This window comes from Sphingorhabdus rigui, assembly GCF_014196595.1.
In the GTDB taxonomy this organism is placed as follows: Bacteria; Pseudomonadota; Alphaproteobacteria; order Sphingomonadales; family Sphingomonadaceae; genus Sphingorhabdus_B; species Sphingorhabdus_B rigui.
Map to the genome: position 1 here is coordinate 218,231 of NZ_JACIEA010000001.1, position 16,989 is coordinate 235,219.

The following is a 16,989-nucleotide window of genomic DNA, read 5'->3' on the forward strand; positions in this document are numbered from 1 at the left end:
TCGCAGCGAGAGCGTCCGATACATCGGGCCACCGCGCCATCGATAGGGCCCAGACGCGGCTGCGCGGGCTTTGGTCAGGTTGACCGCAGTCCTGTTGCAACGTGCCAAGCGTCACGTAGCTGGTCAACATCTCCAGTGCCGAAGACGTAGCGGTCAGGACGGATCAGTACCGCCTCTGCGGCATGGCGATCCAACCATGCACGCAGAGGCTCGGCAAAGGGTGCAAGCTCAGCATTGGCCATATCATCACGAGAGACAATGCAGTGGTCACTGCCGATTTGATCGTCCATGCGGCGTCCGTCGTCTGCAACGACCTGTGGGAAATAGCGGCCCGCCCCTGCGCTCCCAGCGAGGATCACGCCTGTTGACAGCGTGGGATATTCAGGCGGGCCATCGGGTAATTTGCCCAATGCCCGTGCCAGCTTGAATTTTATGTCACGTAGGAACGCGCCCCATTTGCTGGTGGTGCAGACCATTTTGCCCATCATGATCGCCATGTCGATCGTCGCGCGCAGATGCGGTGCGCGCTCGGGTTGATAGCTGTCGAGTAAAGCATCGTTGGTTTCGCCGTTAACAACAGCTGCCAGTTTCCAAGCAAGGTTGGCCGAGTCTCTTAACCCCGAACACATGCCCTGACCGGCAAAAGGCGGGGTCTGGTGCGCCGCATCGCCAGCGAGAAGTACCCGTCCCTTGCGCCATTGGCTCGCGATCCGCGCGCGGAAGGTGTATACTGCCTTCCTCTCCATGCGCACGGCGCCTTTCACATTCCACGGCTCGAGCAGTTTTTCGATGAATACATCGTCGCTGACCTGCTCAGCCGTTTCGCCGGGTTTGATCATGAATTCCCAGCGATGTCGCCCTTCGCCCATCAGCACGCAGGTGGTGGGGCGCTCAGGATCGCAGATCTGAAGATTCTCGCTCGGCAATCGCGCGTAATCGTCGACCAATACATCCACCACCAACCAAGGCTCTTCGAAATTGAGGTCCTCGAACGCAATCCCAGAAGCCTCGCGTACCGGCGAGCGAGCGCCATCTGCGCCGACTAGGTAGCGTGCACGGATCGTCCGTTTGCCTTCTGGGGTGTCAATTTGGGCAGCTACGCCGTCACCTTCATCCACAAAGGATAGCAGTTCGCACCGACTCTGCAGTTTGGCATTGGCACAGGCCGCAAGCGAGCGGCGTAGTGCGGCCTCAACCGAAGGCTGGTGGATCATGTTCGCCGCCGGCCAGCCGCCTGCCGCGATCTGCTCCGCGCCTTCGAAGCGCAACAGGACTTCGCCTTTGGCATTTCGAAAGTCATAGCGTGATGCCCGCCGACTGCCAGCCATCACTTCATCGGCAGCGCCGGCTTCCTGCAGGATGCGCATGCATTCATGGTCGATATGCGCCGCGCGGGGCAGTGGATAGATGTCCGCTTCTTTCTCGGCGACGATAACCTTCACGCCGCGTCGCGCGAGCAGCACAGCGAGCGTCACCCCCGTCGGCCCACCGCCCGCGATTAGGACATCGCAATCAAAGTCTTCCATCCCACACTCCCCCGGATTTGGCGGTGCTATTGTTTCAAAGCACCAATATCATCCCATCCTGCGCAACCGTCAGCTTGCCATTATAGTGTTGCGCCATCCCCTCGGTGTACATCTGCCGAATGACGAAGCTGTCCGGATAGGGAATGAGGTGGGTGAGCAGCAGGTGCTTCACCCCAGCCTGCTGCGCTTGTTTTGCGAGCGCAATATTGTCGGCATGATAGGGGATGGTTCGCTCGGCCACTTCGGCTTCGAAATCCATGCCCAGTTTTTTCATCTGTGGGATCGCACGCCGCACCATATGCGCGGCGTAGGATTCGTGAACTGCCAGATCGGCATTGCGCATCGCGTCCATGTTCACCGGGCTTACCTCGGTGTCGCCGCTGATAAAAACCTTCTTATTTTTATATTTAAGTACATAGCCCAGCGCGGGCTTAACGGGATCATGCGCGACGAGCGTAGCGTCGATCGTTACCCCGTCCTTGTCATACACCCGCACCGCACGCTGCCCTGCGGCAAAGGCAATCTCCATCGGAACGCCAAAGGCGACGGCGCGGCTTTTGGCCAGATGCGGCATATTGGCGCTTCGATAACCCTCATCAAGCGCATAGGCTTGGGCGAAACCGTCGAGCACCTGCTTAATCCCGACCGGCCCTTGCACCTCCAAAGGCGCCTTGCGGCCCCAAATCCACCCAGCATTGATCAATGTTGCGAGATCGTTGAAATGGTCTGAATGGAAATGGGTGATAAACACCCGCTCGAGCTGGTTCACAGGAATTTTGGAATATGCGAGTGAGCGTACTGCGCCATCGCCAACGTCGAAGAGAAACATCTTGCCGCCCGCTGAAACCAATGTGCACGCTTGCGCTTTGGCCGAGCTGACCTCTGGCGAACCGGTGCCGCAGACCAGCACGCGCACATGCTCCGCGTCCTCGATAAAGCTATGGTCCAGTGTTTGCTGCAACCTGCCTTGAATGGCTCGATCAACCAAGGCATCCCTATTCAACCACGCCAGCACGAGTATGCCGACGAGCAGGATCAGGATTGCGCAAATGATTTTGCGAACCATCTACCTCAGCCTTCCGCGACCATAGTGCCTTCAATATGGCCCAGTCCGTCGATTTCGCAGCGGACGATATCGCCGATCTGTAGGAATTGGCGGGGATCCATTGCCGCACCGACGCCCCCCGGTGTGCCGGTGAACAGGCAATCGCCGGGTTCCAGCGTCATACCGATCGAAAGATGCTCAATCTGGCTCCAGATGTTGAAAACAAGATGTTCGGTATTCGACTTCTGACGTTGCTGGCCATTGACGTAACAACGAAGACCAAGACTATGGGGATCCCCGACCTCGTCTGCTGTAACGATCCATGGCCCCATGGGCGCATGGGTATCAAAGCTTTTGCCCAGCGACCATTGGGGGCCACCATGCTGCCACATCCGCTCGGTTACATCGTTGCCGACGCAGTAACCAAAAATTGCTCCCGCGGCATCGTCCGCGCTGACATGTTTGCCGCCTTTTCCGATGATGGCTACCAGTTCGACCTCATAGTCATTGGTCATGGTTCCTTTGGCGATTTGTATATCGTCATAAGGTCCGTTGACGCTGGTTTGTGCCTTGGTAAACCAGACCTGTCGCTGCGGCGTTTCCATCTTGGATTCAGCGATATGGTCTGCATAGTTGAGCCCGATCGCGAAAATTTTGCCGGGACGTTGCACCGGTGCTTCGAGCCGAACCGACGTCAGCGGGACACCTCCGCCTGCCGCAGCTCTCTTTTCAAGATCGGGTTTGAGTTGATCCCAATCCCGGATGAGGTCGATCATCGTTCCCGCGACACCGCTGTCGATAATTTCGTCGCCAACGACGATGCCGGTGCTGGTCCGGCCATGCAGGGTATAAGTTGCGAGCTTCATGCGGTGGTTCCTTTGGGGTTGCGGTTGAAAAGCCGTTTAATTCTGAGTTGTAGTGCGATCACGAACGAAACGAGGCTTGCAGGGGGCGGCATACGGCCTGCGAACATCGGATGGGGACTGCCCCATTGCACCGCGAGCAGTGCGCTCATTGGCTGCTTTTGGGGCGGATCGGCTGCGGTAAAGAGGTCGCCGTCGGTCCAGTGCTCCAATTCGTTGCCGAACGGGTCTTTCCAATAATCGAAAATCTGGCTGCCCATGATGTGTCGGCCAACGCCCCATGCCTGATCGCGCTTTTTCGCTTTGAGATGTTGATGGCCAAGCATGAGATCATCAAGATCCACCACTTCGAATGCCGCGTGCAGTAGGCCCAATGGGCCGGGCAACTGCGCGAGGAACAGGGTGTGATGGTCAGCTGGCTTGTCCCCCCGGTCGCAGCGCATGAACGCACCAAGCGGCAGGCCTTCCGCTGCCTCAACCTCGTCCGAGGTCAGGAACCCGAAGCGCGCTTTGTACCAGTCTTCGGAGCGCAGAAAATCGCGCACTTTGAGCACCGCGTGGCCGATGCGCCGGACCCGCGCAGGCGCTGGTTCCAGACGTACGGTTGTGCCAAGGCGGCGTTTTGTCATGGCAGTATTTGTTTGCAGATCAGCGGGTAACGATGCCGCCGGCAAACTGGCTTGCCCCGCCACCACTTCGATACGGTAACCATCGGGATCGACGAGACGGACCACCTTGCCGCCACCAGGCTCGTCGAAGTCCTCGACCAAAACGCCCTCGTGCGCCGCCAGCAGAGCAAGATCTTCCACCGTCTCAGCGCGCAAACCCAAGGCCAGGAATTTTGCTTCTCCGGGTTCAGTCACATGCACAAAGGGGCGCCCGTCGCTGCCCTTGCCATAAAGGCGGCCACCTTGCTCGAAAGGGTTCAGCCCAAAATCTTCAAGAAAAGCGCGCATGGTGGCGAGATCGGGCGCTGCGAAGCGCACATGCGCGATGTCCTCAACCTTGATAACCGGCACAGTCGATTCTCCCGATTCTTACTTGACTATTTGGTCAAATAAATTGCATTTGACTATATAGTCAAGTAAAACGCGTTATGGCATCTCACCCGGAACTCTCCCCCCGCGCAGCACGCACCCGAGCAGCTTTGATTTCGGCTGGCTTCGATCTGCTCTCCGCCAAACCCATCGATGGCATCCCGATTGACGAGGTTGTAGCGCGCGCCGGCGTCGCAAAGGGAAGCTTCTTCAATCACTTCACGGACAAGCAGGCCTTTGCCGAAGCCATTGCCGCAGAAGTGCGGCTGCAGGTCGAGGAGCAGGTCACGCGCGCCAATGCTGGGGTTATCGATCCGATTGAACGCATTGCCACAGGTATGCGCGTCTGCGCGGCCTTTGCGCTGAGTGATCCTAAACGTACCTTAGTATTGCTGCGGAGCCATGGCAGCTTTACCGCGCGCACGCACCCCCTCAACAAGGGCCTCGTTGAGGACATTAATGCTGCTTGCGCCGCCGGCCTCTTGCGCTCCGAAGCGCGGGACGGCGGCGTGCTCTTCTGGCTTGGCTTGTGCCAGATCCTTATGCTCAACCTCGTCGAGCGGAGGCCAGACCCGGAGAGTGCCCAGCGCCGTATCGGTGACATGATCGTGCTTGGCATCACGGGTTTGGGGATCGATGCAGCGCGTGCCGCTGCTCTGGCGGCCCCTAAACCGCCCGCCCGTGTTCCCGGCTAACGGCGACGCAAAGGACCCCACTCGACCGCAAGCGCTTTATAACGAGACGTACGCGTTCTTGGTCGCGTGCCGCACTCCCGAGATCAAATAGGGTTGGTCTAATGCGCAACCCAGCGTTGCCCGGTGATTGCTATGTGGTTGCTGGAAATCAAAAGATACCGCGCTTTGCACGAGCAACGGCATGTAAGCCATTGAAAACCATGGTGGGCGCTAACGGGCTCGAACCGCTGACCCTCTCGGTGTAAACGAGATGCTCTACCAACTGAGCTAAGCGCCCCACTACGGGAAGCGCGCCTTTGCCAAAGCGTTTTGCGTTTTGCAAGCCTAATCAGATGATCGGAGCGGAACGGATGCCGATTGCGACGAAATAATCATCAAGCTTGGCGGATGTTTCGTCCGACAGTGCAATGAAAACCCGCCGCGCATCGGCAGGATCCTGACGCCGGACGAGCATACCGCTTTCGGTCATTGCTGTGGTCCACCGCAAGGCAGTCGTCGGCGGAACCGCAGCGGCGATACACAGGCTAGAAACCGACACATGCTGGCCTTCTTGCCCGGCAGCCTTTAGGTCTAGCAAGATATCCCAGGCCGGGTCAGCAAAAAGATCAGGTGGAAAAAAACGGTCCCGCATACGGCGCAGTTTGATGATCTCGCGCAGGGTTTGAGCGTCTATCGCGTCCGCGCGTTCGGGATCGGTGGATGGAAACTCCTGAAACCCACCCAATGGCGCCTGCCGAAAGGGAATAGGTTTGTCGGACACCCCGTCTTTGCGTTCCGAATCGGCCATGCGGGCAAGGGTTCGGGCAAATTCTGCCAGCTCGTCGCTGATTCGGTGCAGCGATTCGAATGAGACGTCACGGTTCCTGTCATGCAGTCGGTCCATATCGCCCCGTCCAAACGCCCCCGCTAAAATCGGCATCGCCTCGATGTCGTCGGCGTCGACTAGGAAATGGCACTGGCCTTGCGGAAGCGCTGCATAAGCGTCCTCGAGCCCTCCCATTTTGGTCCACACCAACGCAGTGCTCCGATGAGTCTGGAGATACTGGGATATGCGTAACAGGAAATCCGTGGGTATGTCCGTTTCGGAGGAAAAGTCGACCAAAAGGAAATCCGCGCGTTGTGCATCATCCATGGCAAGCGCGGTGTAGCCGGTTACGGACAATAGTCGATTGAGATCAGCGATGCGCTGAGCCGTGCCGCCTACAATCATGGCCGTGCGGCCATTGATGCTGGAACCAAAAGGGGACGGGCATTCTTTCATATTCATTCTCCCTGCACCCAGAATAGGCGTTTCATGTGGCGAACACACGATAATTACGGCCCCTGCGATGTAAAATTTCTCTCCGTTTCGGAGGAATCAGTTTTGGCCTACTGGTTGTTTGCAAGGCGTGCCCGATGCGCTAGTCCCCTGTTCATGGAGCCTGGGCATACGGGCCACAAAATGCAGAGGAGCATATTTAGGTGAAAACGCGAAAGATCATGGTGAGCGCAGCGGCGCTTTTAATGTCAGGAGTTGCGATGACGGCGGTTGCAGAAGCGAAAGAAATGAAGTCCAGCCACATGGCCAGCGAACCCGCGTTGCTTCAAGAATGGACCGGGCCATATGAAGGCGTGCCGCCATGGGACAAGGTTAAAGTCGCGGAATTCCCGGCCGCGTTTCAAGCCGCGATGCAGGCATCAAAAGCTGAATTTGAAGCGATGCTCGCAAAGCCCGAAGCCATCACGTTCGACAACACCATTACCGCCAGCGAACTGTCCGGCGAAAAAATCGGCCGGTTGTTTTCGATCTGGGGTGTGCATTCATCGAACCTGTCGAACCCTGAAGTCCGCAAAATTCAGGCGGAATGGGAACCAAAGGTTAGCGCGTTCTTCTCCGAACTCGCGCTTGATGCCCGTTATTTTCAGCGCGTCAAATATCTGTACGATCAGCGCGCGAATCTTGGCCTAGATGCCAAACAGACGCGGTTGTTGGAACGGACCTATGATGGCCTTGTCCGCAATGGCGCGATGCTTGACGCGGGCAAGAAGGCGCAGGTCATCAGCATAGAGACCGATCTTTCCAAGAAATTCTCGGCTTTCTCTGAAAAGGTTCTGGCGGATGAAGAAACCTTCATCCTCATAACCGACGCGGCGGACCTTGCCGGATTGCCCGAAAGCTATGTCGCGGCGATTCAGGCTGCGGCCAAGGCAAAGGGCCAAACTGGCTGGGCCGTCGTGAACACCCGTTCTGCCGTTCAACCGTTCCTTGAAAATTCAACGCGGCGCGATTTGCGTGAAAAGGTCTGGCGCGCGTTCACGATGCGCGGTGATAACCAGAATGCGAACGACACCAACGCGACCATCGCGGAAATATTGAAACTGCGTCAGCAGCGTGCCGAAATCCTGGGCTTCCCGACCCATGCCCATTACCGCATGGCCGACACGATGGCGAAGGATCCGAACAAGGCGATGGACCTGATGATGAAGGTCTGGCCCGCTGCAGTTGCCCGCGTCAAAGAAGAAGTGGCCGACATGCAGGCCATCGCCAATGCCGACAACATCATAATCGAACCATGGGATTATCGCTTCTACGCCGAAAAGGTGCGCAAGGCGAAATGTGACCTCGATCAAGAAGCCATTAAACCCTATTTCCAGTTGGATAATATGGTCGCCGCCATGTTCGATGCTGCGGGCAAGTTATATGGTCTGACGTTCACCGAAAACACGGGCACAGTCCCTGTGTTCGAACCCAAGGTGCGGACATTTGAGGTTAAGCGCGATGGCAAGGTCGTTGGGCTGTTCTACCTCGACAACTTCGCGCGCGCCGGCAAGCGTTCGGGCGCGTGGATGACCACCTATCGCAGCCAGCATAAATTGGGCGGCAAGAATGACATCGTGCTTGCGTCGAACAATAACAACTTCGTGCCCGGCGCCGATGGCGTGCCAACGCTGATCAGCATCGATGACGCGTCGACATTGTTCCACGAATTCGGTCACGCCATTCATTATCTGAACTACGACATCACATGGCCGGGCCTTGGCGGCACGCCGCGCGACTTTGTGGAATATCCAAGCCAAGTGAACGAAAACTGGTTGCTCACGCCTTATGTGCTCAACACCTATGCCAAGCATTATAAAACAGGTGAGCCGATCCCGGCAGCCTTGGTCGAAAAGATCCGCGCGAGTGATACGTTCAACCAAGGCTTTTCGACCGTAGAATATCTGTCGAGCGCCATTTTGGATATGAAACTGCATAACCGCAGCGAACCCGTAACCGACCCGCGCGCATTTGAACGCGATACGCTGGCCGAAATCGGCATGCCCAAGGAAATGGCGATGCGCCATCGCCTGCCGCAGTTTAACCACCTGTTTGCCGATGATGGCTATTCGGCGGGTTATTACAGCTATCTTTGGTCCGAAACGATGGACGCCGACACATGGGCGGCCTTCACGGAAAAAGGCGATGTGTGGGACAAGGAAACCGCGGAGCGGTTCCGGTCGATGTTGCTGGCAACGGGCAATGAAACCGACCGGATCGAAGCCTATCGCGCATTTCGTGGTCGCGATCCTGATGTGAAATATATCATGAAAAAGCGCGGTTTCCCGACCGGCGAATAACGCTTTTTATCAAACCAAAACGGGGCTGCGCAGGCGAAAATCTGCGCAGCCCTTTTTTGTTGTAGTTTTCCAAAAACGATATAAATATGATATCATGATTCTGAGGAGATTATGATGACCAATGATTCTGCAAACAATCTGACTGCGAGCCGCGAAGTCGGCGCACGCAGCTTCAATGGCTATGTGATGCTGCTTGTTCTTCTAGGGAGCGTGCTTTGGTTTGGTTGGGCGATGTCGAGTGTGATACCCGGCGCGCCGGATGCGGATTTCCTTGGCATGGGGCTAAGCATCGCCGTTTTCCTTTTCGTGTCTAGCGGCTTTTACATGCTTCAGCCCAATCAGGGTGTCGCGTTGACATTGTTCGGCGCGTATAAGGGCACGGACCGGAGCGAAGGCTTGCGCTGGACTTGGCCTTGGATAGGCAAGGCCAAGATATCGCTGCGTGCGAACAACCTGATTTCGGAAAAGATTAAAGTAAACGACTTGCGCGGTAACCCCATTGAGATGGCGGCGCAGGTTGTGTGGCGCGTGACGGACACTGCGCAAGCGTTGTTCGATGTGGATGATTATAAGGCGTTCGTGCTCGCCCAGATTGAGGCAGCGGTCCGCACCATTGGCGCACGCTACCCATATGATGACTTCACGCATCAGGAAGTGACGCTGCGCGGTAATCATGATCAAGTCGGCGGCGAATTGCGTCTGGAGTTGATGGAGCGCTTGCGCGTTGCAGGCATCACCGTTGACGAATGTGGCTTCACCCATTTGGCCTATGCACAGGAAATCGCTGGCGCCATGCTGCGTCGTCAACAAGCCGAGGCAGTGGTCGCCGCGCGCAAGACCTTGGTTGAGGGCGCGGTCGGCATGGTCGAAATGGCGCTTGAGATGCTATCGGCGAAAAATGTCGTTGAGTTGGACGACGAACGCCGCGCCGCCATGGTGTCAAACCTCATGGTCGTTCTATGTGGTGAGCGCGATACGCAACCTGTGGTCAACACCGGCACATTGTACAGCTAGGCCAGCTGCGTGTCCGCTCCGTCCAAAAAGGCTTTCCCGCTCCGTCTCGATCCAGCACTTTTTGTTGCGGTCGAGCGGTGCGCAGCCGCGGATTTCCGGAGCGCGAATGCCGAAATTGAGGTATTGCTGCGTGAGGCACTGGCCAAGCGTGGGGTGAAGGTTGGCGTGAGCGAAACGCCAAAACGCGGACGACCGCCAAAGGAGATTTGAAATGCGTGATGAAGAAAAACCCTTTGTATATTATAAGTCGGGATCAGGCGTTAAAATATCTCCGCGTAACGCTGCGGGCTGGCGGGCCTTTGCCGTTTGGATGCTCGCATTATTCTGCGCGACGGGCGTTTTTGTCTGGGCGACGATAGTTGCGGATGAAGCGGGATGGGACGACCGCAGCATTCTGCTGTTTCTGACATTGCCGTTTCTGCTTGTAACTGGCGTCTGGGCGCTGGCTATGTTTCGCTACATGAGAGCACGTAGCGAGATTGTCGACGTAGATAGTCTATTGCAAATAAAGCGTGATATTGACCGCTCCGATAAGCGGAAGCGGCGTTGAATACGGAGGAGCGTAATATGCTACATCTGTTTCTGGAAAAGGGCCCTTGGTTCCGTGCGAAACGTTTCGGTTATGGCGCTGGCCTGCCGTTCAAGTGGCAGGGATGGGCCGTGCTCGGCTTTTATATTTTGGCGATGACTGGCTTGGGGCTGCTCGCGGACAATGATCAAGCGATACCCACATTTGTCACGGTCGCGCTCATGTTGATCATTACCGGCATTTTCACCATCATCGTCCGCAACCACACCGAAGGCGGCTGGAAATGGCGCGGGCTTTAACGCTTAACGCAAGGCTTGGTCCAACAAGCGCGCGAGCCTGATCCCGCCGCGTTCGACCTGTTGGCGTAATGCGGCGCGTGACGCAGCGATGTCGGCTTCATCAATCACCACAGGCGCGGTTGGCTTTGCGCCACATGGATCGCCATCGACCGCGCGGGGATAGGCAATCTCTTTCGATATTGCCCAATTTTCTTCGCTCCACAGGCGCGCATTGCCCTGTTTGACAGCGGCTTTCTCCGCGGGCGAAAACGCGCGCACAATCGCCGGTGCGGCAGAAAGCGCGCGGTCGGCGAGCAAGCCATCCCACACCATATGCAAATTATATCCCCGCATATTGCCATATATGACCTTTAGGTCATTGCCGCCGCGGTCCGCACGGTCACCGGCGTGCAATGGCTGGTGAATGTCACCCACAAAATGCACGAGAAAAGCCAGCGCCTGCAAACGGAGATGCGCAGGCAGCGCCTTGTTCGACAGTAACGCAAAGTTACGGTCGATTTGCGCAGACACGCAGTTTCCGTCGGCGCACGCGCTGTTCAGATCGAACGGCTTGCAAATATCGACATTCTGATAATGCCAGCTGTTGGTGTAGCCCCAGCGCGCACGATCGCCCTTGATGCAATCGGCCCAGACGCTGACATCGCCGATATTGCGCATTGTGCATTTGGGCGTGCCGAGCATCGGCGCTGCACGCAACAGACGTTGCATATTGGCGCGCGCATTGGATGACATATTGGCCTGCGCAATGTGCGCCACGGTCTCATGTCCATATTCCCAATAGGCCTGAACAGGGGCAAGCGGTGCGAAAAGGACGAGAAGAGAGATAAGCAAGCGTTTCATGCGCGCGCCATAGTTTGTAACGGCGTGTAAATCAAAGCGGCAATCGCGTGTCGTACGCATAGGATGATGATTGCGGGAATATTCCAAGCCGCCTATATCCCCCAAATGTCTTCCATTCGCCCTTGGCGCGATATCGCGCGTCGTCAGTCCCGCCAAATCATGGTGGGTAATGTCCCTGTTGGTGGAAATGCCCCGATTGCGGTGCAAACGATGACCAACACGCTGACCAGCGATGCCGCCGCGACCATCGCCCAAATCCGCCGCTGCGAAGATGCAGGGGTCGATATCATTCGCGTGTCCTGCCCTGATGTCGAAAGCACCGCAGCGCTGAAACAGATCGTGCGCGCCGCCAATGTGCCCATCGTGGCCGACATTCATTTCCATTATAAACGCGCGCTTGAGGCGGCGGACGCTGGTGCCGCTTGCCTGCGCATTAACCCGGGCAATATCGGCTCGTCCGAGCGCGTGAAAGAGGTCGTCAACGCCGCCAAGGCCAATGGCTGCGCCATCCGTATTGGTGTGAACGCTGGGTCTCTGGAAAAAGACTTGCTCGAAAAATATGGCGAGCCTTGCCCGGAAGCGCTGATCGAAAGCGCGCTGGACCATATCAAGCTGCTGCAGGACCATGATTTCCACGAATATAAGGTCGCGGTCAAAGCGTCCGACGTGTTCCTTGCGGTTGCGGCCTATATGGGACTGGCCGAGGCGGTTGATTGCCCGCTGCATCTGGGGATTACCGAAGCGGGCGGGTTGATTGGCGGCACCGTCAAATCATCCATCGGCATGGGCAATATGCTCTGGGCCGGAATTGGCGATACCATCCGCGTCAGCCTGTCTGCGGAACCCGAAGAGGAAGTTCGTGTCGGCTATGAAATCCTCAAAGCATTGGGCCTGCGCACCCGCGGTGTCCGCGTGGTCAGCTGCCCCAGCTGTGCCCGCCAAGGTTTCGACGTTATCCGCACCGTACAAAAGCTGGAAGACGCGCTGAGCCATATCAAGACGCCCATGTCACTCTCCGTGCTTGGCTGCGTCGTCAACGGCCCCGGCGAAGCGCGCGAAACCGATATTGGCATCACCGGCGGCGGCAATGGCAAGCATATGGTCTATCTGTCGGGCGTGACCGATCACCATGTCGAAAATGACGACATGGTCAGCCACATCGTCAAATTGGTCGAAGCCAAAGCCGCCGAAATCGACGCCGGCACCAGCGTCAGCATGGATACGCTGCACGGGAAAGCGGCTTGAGCCTCTCCATCCGTCCCGCCACCCCCGCCGACATTTCACTGATCGGCCAGTTCATCCGCGACCTCGCGGAATATGAAAAGCTTGCCCATGAAGTGCGTTTTGATGAAGCGGTGATGGCGCAAAAGCTGTTTGGGCCGCGCCCTTATGCCGAGGTGTTGATTGGCGAGATTGACGGAACGCCGCAGGGTTTTGCCTTGTTCTTCCACAATTTTTCTACCTTTGAAGGGCGTCCGGGGATTTATCTGGAGGATCTGTTCGTCCGGCCCGACGCGCGTGGGTCTGGCCTTGGCAAGGCATTGCTGGGTAAGCTTGCGGCGCTGGCGGTGGAGCGCGATTGTGCGCGGCTCGAATGGTCCGTGCTCGATTGGAATACGCCCGCGATTGATTTTTACAAGGCGCTTGGCGCACGTCCGATGGACGAATGGACGGTGTACCGGGTCGATGGCGATGCCCTGACTGGCCTTGCGGCGCATAGCATTTAGCCATGTCTGAATTGCACCCGCGCCCCTTTATCCCATTCATGGTGGCCGCGGCTGGTGTCGGTACATTTTCGCTGATGGACGCGGCGATGAAGGATCTGGCGCTCTCCATCGGCGCGTATAATGCGGTGATGTGGCGCAACTGCGTTGGCGCATTGTTGATGGGCGTTTTGTTCGTTGGCACGCGGCAGAAATGGCCGCCGCTACATCTGCTGAAAATCCATTTGTGGCGCAGCATCGTTGTCGCGGTGATGGCGGTCAGCTTTTTCTGGTCGCTCACGAAATTGCCCTTGGCCGAAGCCATTGGCCTGAGCTTCATCGCGCCCGTCATTGCGCTGTATCTTGCCGCCGTGATGTTGAAAGAAACCATTGGTAAAGAGGCGATTTGGGCGTCGCTGGCGGGCTTGGGCGGCGTTGCCATCATCATGGCGGGCCGGTTGAGCGGACAGTATACGATGGACCATATCTGGGGCGCTGCTGCGGTTTTGTTTTCGGCGGTGGTGTTTGCCTATAACCTCATCCTCGCGCGGCAGCAGGCGCAGGTCGCTGGCCCAATCGAAATCGCCTTTTTCCAGAATCTGTTTGTGGCGTTAACGCTTGGCCTTGCTGCGCCATGGTTTTTGCAGCCCATCGGCATGTTTGATGCCCCAATGGTCGGCGCATCTGCTGCGCTGGCGGTTATCTCGCTGCTCCTATTAAGCTGGGCTTATGCACGTGCGGAGGCGCAGATTTTGATTCCGGTCGAATATACCGCCTTTGTCTGGGCAGCGTTTTTCGGCTGGCTGTTTTTCGCCGAACCCGTCACTTTGCCTGTGCTTTTGGGCACGGCCTTGATCGTGGGCGGAAGCCTGATTGCGGCGCGGGCCAAACCCGTTCCGGTTAATCAGGTGGAGGTTGCGACGGTTTAGGGGGTCGGTTCGCTCCGAACGTTTCTTTTGCCCACCCACAACGTCGTCACCCTGAACTTGTTTCAGGGTCTATTTGGCCTCTAGACCCTTCGGCCCGCGTGGCACGATGGATGCTGAACCAAGTTCAGCATGACGTGGATTTGACGAACGGCGCTGCTTACGCCGTCAGCGCCGAATAGATCATCGTTTTGATTTCGCGGCGCACCGGATAGGTGGTCGATGGCAGCAATTGCGTCATGAAAATCATGATGATGTCTTCCACCGGATCGATGAAAAAGGCGGTGGAATACATGCCGCCCCAATAAAAATCGCCGTTGGAACATGGCGCAAGTGTCGCGGCGCTGTCGATGGTCGTGGCAAAGCCAAGGCCAAAGCCAATGCCAGCCATATCGGCCTCGCTAAACAAAGACTTCGACATTTGCGTCAGGTCTTGGCCGCCCGGAATATGGTTGGCGGTCATCAATTCTATCGTTTTGGGGCTCAAGATTTGTGCCCCATCAAGCGCGCCGCCATTCAGCAGCATCCGGCAAAAACGGTGATAGTCGGATATGCTCGACGCAAGGCCGCCGCCGCCGGAATTGAAAGTCCAACCCTTGGCCCAGGCACTTTCGGATCCCGCCTTGTCGAGCAGCTTCATTTTGGTGTCGGGGTCAAAGCCAAAGCCGTCGGGGATGCGCGATGCCTTATCAGCGGGCACTTGGAAAAATGTATCGGCCATGCCCAGCGGCGCAAAGATATGCGTCTGGAAATATTCCGGCAGTGATAACCCGCTGATCCGTTCGACCAATATGCCGACAATGTCGGTGGCGACGGAATAATTCCACTGCGTACCGGGGTCGAATTCCAGCGGGATTTGCGCGAGCGTGTCGATCATGCTTTGCGATGTATTTTTGGTCCAGCTTTCCACATCGGTCTTGCGATAGGCCGCGTCGACATTGCCCTGTTCCTGAAAGCTATAGGTAAAACCAGCCGTGTGGCGCAGCAGATCGACGATGCGCATCTGGGTCGTTGGCGGGCGCGTCATAAACGGCACGTTGCCGCCGCCGCCCATAAATACGCCCAATTTCGCAAATTCCGGAATATATTTGGAAACCGGATCGGTCAGCGCAACCTTGCCCTGTTCGACCAGCTGCATGAACGCGACCGAGGTGATGGGCTTGGTCATCGATGCAATGCGGAAGATCGCGTCGTCGGCAACGCCTGAATTCCACTGAAGCGCAATATCATCACCGCGTCCGACCAGCAGCGCCGCAAACGGCAATTTGCCGCTGTCGAGATATTCGGTCTGAATGAATGCAGGTATCCGGGCAAGCCGGTCTGGACGGAAACCTAATTCTTCGGCGTTCATACGGCTGTTTGTCCTGTTAATTGGCGGGTTACGGGGTGCGAGCTGGAAAGGCCGCCGTCGACGGCAATCGCTTGACCATTGACGTAGCTGGCCTGATCACTCGCAAGGAACAAGGCGACATTGGCGAGCTCCTCTGGCTGCGCGCCGCGGCGCAGCGGGTTGAGGCGGCCGATCTTGTCGGTCACGCCCTTTTCCTTTGCATAATCGAATGTCGGCTTGGTCATGCCGGTTTCGGTCAGGCCGGGGCAAATGGCGTTGCAGCGGACATTGGTGCCCGACAATTGTTGCGCGCTGACTTGCGCCAGATTGATGACGCCGGCTTTTGACGCCGAATAAGGCGGGCCGCCCGCACCCGAACGAATGCCCGCGACACTTGCGGTCAGGATGATCGAACCGCCATTGCCTGCATCGGCCATGACCTTGCCCGCATGCTTGACCATCAGCCAAGGGCCGATGAGGTTGACGCGCAGGACGCTGGTGAAATTTTCGACTGTGTTGTCGAAGATACCTTCCATGCCGCCGGAAATGCCCGCATTGGCAAACGCGATATCCAGATGCCCGTGCAGTTCGATCGCCTTTGCGACAATCGCGGCGACATCCGCCTCATCGCCTGCGTCCATCTGGACGGCGGTGGCGGCGTCGCCAATCATCGCTGCAGTGTCATGCACCGATGCGGCCATATCGCCCAAAACGACCTTTGCACCTTCGGCGGCAAAGCGAATGGCCGATGCGCGGCCAATGCCGGAACCTGCGCCCGTGATGATGGCTACTTTGCCTGCTAATGCGCCGGTCATACCACTACACCCCCATCAACAACGATTGTCTGCCCAGTCATAAAGGTTGAGGCATCGGAGGCGAGATAAACGGCGGCGCCTGCAATCTCACGCGGCTCGCCAATCCGGCCCAATGCTGCGCCAGAGGTTGACGCCTTCAAATTTTCGGGATTTTCCCACAATGCCTTGGCAAAGTCGGTCTTCACCAGACCCGGAGCGATGGAGTTAATGCGCACATTATGTGGGCCAAACTCGCGGGCGAGATTTTTGGTCATCTGGATATCCGCCGCCTTGGTAATCGCATAAGCGCCCAATATCGGCGATCCGCGCAGGCCGCCGATCGACGACACAATGACGATGGACCCGGCCTTGCGTTCGATCATTTCGGGCGCAACCATTTGGATCAACCAATGCTGCGACACGATATTGTGGTCGAGTGTCTTGCGCAGCTGTTCATCGGTGATCGTGGCCATTGGGCCGTAATGCGGGTTCGATGCCGCGTTGCAGACCAGAACGTCGACTTTGCCAAATGCCTTGCGGGTTTCATCGACAAGGTTTTGCAACGACTCTTTGGACGAAAGGCTTGAGGCCACGGCAATCGCGGCGCCCGGATGCTTGGCATTGATGCCCGCGGCGACCGCTTCGCAATCATCGATATTCCGGCTGGAAATCGCCACTTTTGCGCCGTGATCGGCCATTTCCTCGGCAATCGCCTGACCAATGCCACGCGATGAACCTGTGATGATTGCGACCTTACCGGTCATATCAAATAGTGACATTGATCTCTCTCC

18 protein-coding genes and 1 tRNA gene are annotated in these 16,989 nt (G+C 57.2%); 9 read left to right on the plus strand and 10 right to left on the minus strand.

Annotation, left to right across the window (positions count from 1 at the left end):
* Positions 1-74: 74 nt before the first annotated feature.
* Genes mhpA through GGR91_RS11720 form a run of 4 tightly spaced genes read right to left on the minus strand, consistent with a single transcriptional unit; the run spans position 75 to position 4,453 of the window.
* Positions 75-1,526 (minus strand): bifunctional 3-(3-hydroxy-phenyl)propionate/3-hydroxycinnamic acid hydroxylase MhpA, encoded by a 1,452-nt coding sequence (mhpA, locus tag GGR91_RS01065; RefSeq protein ID WP_183939224.1) that lies wholly within the window; start codon positions 1,524-1,526, stop codon positions 75-77.
* Positions 1,527-1,560: 34 nt separating this feature from the next.
* Complete coding sequence (locus GGR91_RS01070; RefSeq protein ID WP_183939226.1) at positions 1,561-2,592, minus strand: MBL fold metallo-hydrolase; 1,032 nt, start codon at positions 2,590-2,592, stop codon at positions 1,561-1,563.
* 5 nt (positions 2,593-2,597) lie between these two features.
* Positions 2,598-3,437 (minus strand): fumarylacetoacetate hydrolase family protein, encoded by an 840-nt coding sequence (locus GGR91_RS01075; protein ID WP_183939228.1) that lies wholly within the window; start codon positions 3,435-3,437, stop codon positions 2,598-2,600.
* On the minus strand, positions 3,434-4,453 hold the full coding sequence (locus GGR91_RS11720; RefSeq protein ID WP_183939230.1) for a VOC family protein: 1,020 nt from the start codon (positions 4,451-4,453) through the stop codon (positions 3,434-3,436). The genes GGR91_RS01075 and GGR91_RS11720 overlap by 4 nt, the downstream gene beginning before the upstream one ends.
* 77 nt (positions 4,454-4,530) lie before the next feature.
* On the opposite strand from GGR91_RS11720, the gene GGR91_RS01085 reads away from it, so the two are divergent.
* The gene (locus tag GGR91_RS01085; protein ID WP_183939232.1) at positions 4,531-5,166 is read left to right on the plus strand and encodes a TetR/AcrR family transcriptional regulator; all 636 of its coding nucleotides are present in this window, start codon (positions 4,531-4,533) and stop codon (positions 5,164-5,166) included.
* Positions 5,167-5,367: 201 nt separating this feature from the next.
* Here the strand turns inward: GGR91_RS01085 and GGR91_RS01090 are convergent.
* Both GGR91_RS01090 and GGR91_RS01095 read right to left on the minus strand, forming a co-directional pair.
* A tRNA-Val gene (locus GGR91_RS01090) sits at positions 5,368-5,443 on the minus strand.
* Positions 5,444-5,494: 51 nt separating this feature from the next.
* Positions 5,495-6,427: a helix-turn-helix domain-containing protein gene (locus tag GGR91_RS01095; RefSeq protein ID WP_183939234.1), complete on the minus strand. Its 933-nt coding sequence runs from the start codon at positions 6,425-6,427 to the stop codon at positions 5,495-5,497.
* Between the two features lie 257 nt (positions 6,428-6,684).
* Between GGR91_RS01095 and GGR91_RS01100 the strand changes: the two genes are divergently transcribed.
* The 5 genes from GGR91_RS01100 to GGR91_RS01120 all read left to right on the plus strand — a co-directional run bounded on the left by GGR91_RS01100 (position 6,685) and on the right by GGR91_RS01120 (position 10,605).
* The gene (locus GGR91_RS01100; RefSeq protein WP_246336999.1) at positions 6,685-8,763 is read left to right on the plus strand and encodes a M3 family metallopeptidase; all 2,079 of its coding nucleotides are present in this window, start codon (positions 6,685-6,687) and stop codon (positions 8,761-8,763) included.
* Positions 8,764-8,994: 231 nt separating this feature from the next.
* Positions 8,995-9,777 (plus strand): SPFH domain-containing protein, encoded by a 783-nt coding sequence (locus tag GGR91_RS01105; RefSeq protein ID WP_407698397.1) that lies wholly within the window; start codon positions 8,995-8,997, stop codon positions 9,775-9,777.
* Between the two features lie 9 nt (positions 9,778-9,786).
* Positions 9,787-9,987, plus strand: coding sequence for a toxin-antitoxin system HicB family antitoxin (locus GGR91_RS01110; protein ID WP_183939235.1), 201 nt, complete (start codon positions 9,787-9,789; stop codon positions 9,985-9,987).
* A 1-nt stretch (position 9,988) separates the two neighbouring features.
* On the plus strand, positions 9,989-10,327 hold the full coding sequence (locus tag GGR91_RS01115) for a hypothetical protein (protein ID WP_183939237.1): 339 nt from the start codon (positions 9,989-9,991) through the stop codon (positions 10,325-10,327).
* A 17-nt stretch (positions 10,328-10,344) separates the two neighbouring features.
* Positions 10,345-10,605, plus strand: a complete 261-nt coding sequence (locus GGR91_RS01120) for a hypothetical protein (RefSeq protein WP_183939240.1) — start codon at positions 10,345-10,347, stop codon at positions 10,603-10,605.
* A 3-nt stretch (positions 10,606-10,608) separates the two neighbouring features.
* Here the strand turns inward: GGR91_RS01120 and GGR91_RS01125 are convergent, their stop codons facing one another.
* Positions 10,609-11,445 carry a S1/P1 nuclease gene (locus GGR91_RS01125; protein WP_183939242.1) on the minus strand — a complete coding sequence of 279 codons (837 nt, stop codon included), beginning with the start codon at positions 11,443-11,445 and terminating at the stop codon, positions 10,609-10,611.
* A 105-nt stretch (positions 11,446-11,550) separates the two neighbouring features.
* Between GGR91_RS01125 and ispG the strand changes: the two genes are divergently transcribed.
* Genes ispG through GGR91_RS01140 form a run of 3 tightly spaced genes read left to right on the plus strand, consistent with a single transcriptional unit; the run spans position 11,551 to position 14,077 of the window.
* Complete coding sequence (gene ispG / locus GGR91_RS01130) at positions 11,551-12,690, plus strand: flavodoxin-dependent (E)-4-hydroxy-3-methylbut-2-enyl-diphosphate synthase (RefSeq protein ID WP_183939244.1); 1,140 nt, start codon at positions 11,551-11,553, stop codon at positions 12,688-12,690.
* Complete coding sequence (locus GGR91_RS01135) at positions 12,687-13,172, plus strand: GNAT family N-acetyltransferase (protein WP_183939246.1); 486 nt, start codon at positions 12,687-12,689, stop codon at positions 13,170-13,172. Before ispG ends, GGR91_RS01135 begins: the two co-directional genes overlap by 4 nt.
* Positions 13,173-13,174: 2 nt before the next feature.
* A complete protein-coding gene (locus GGR91_RS01140; RefSeq protein WP_183939248.1) occupies positions 13,175-14,077 on the plus strand; it encodes a DMT family transporter in 903 nt (300 codons plus the stop codon).
* 157 nt (positions 14,078-14,234) lie between these two features.
* Here the strand turns inward: GGR91_RS01140 and GGR91_RS01145 are convergent, their stop codons facing one another.
* The 3 genes from GGR91_RS01145 to GGR91_RS01155 are packed head-to-tail and all read right to left on the minus strand — an operon-like array spanning position 14,235 to position 16,977.
* On the minus strand, positions 14,235-15,425 hold the full coding sequence (locus tag GGR91_RS01145) for a serine hydrolase domain-containing protein (protein WP_183939250.1): 1,191 nt from the start codon (positions 15,423-15,425) through the stop codon (positions 14,235-14,237).
* A complete protein-coding gene (locus GGR91_RS01150) occupies positions 15,422-16,219 on the minus strand; it encodes an SDR family NAD(P)-dependent oxidoreductase (protein ID WP_183939252.1) in 798 nt (265 codons plus the stop codon). The genes GGR91_RS01145 and GGR91_RS01150 overlap by 4 nt, the downstream gene beginning before the upstream one ends.
* Entirely contained in the window at positions 16,216-16,977 is a 762-nt protein-coding gene (locus tag GGR91_RS01155) for an SDR family NAD(P)-dependent oxidoreductase (RefSeq protein ID WP_183939254.1), read from the minus strand. Before GGR91_RS01155 ends, GGR91_RS01150 begins: the two co-directional genes overlap by 4 nt.
* Between the last annotated feature and the right edge of the window lie 12 nt (positions 16,978-16,989).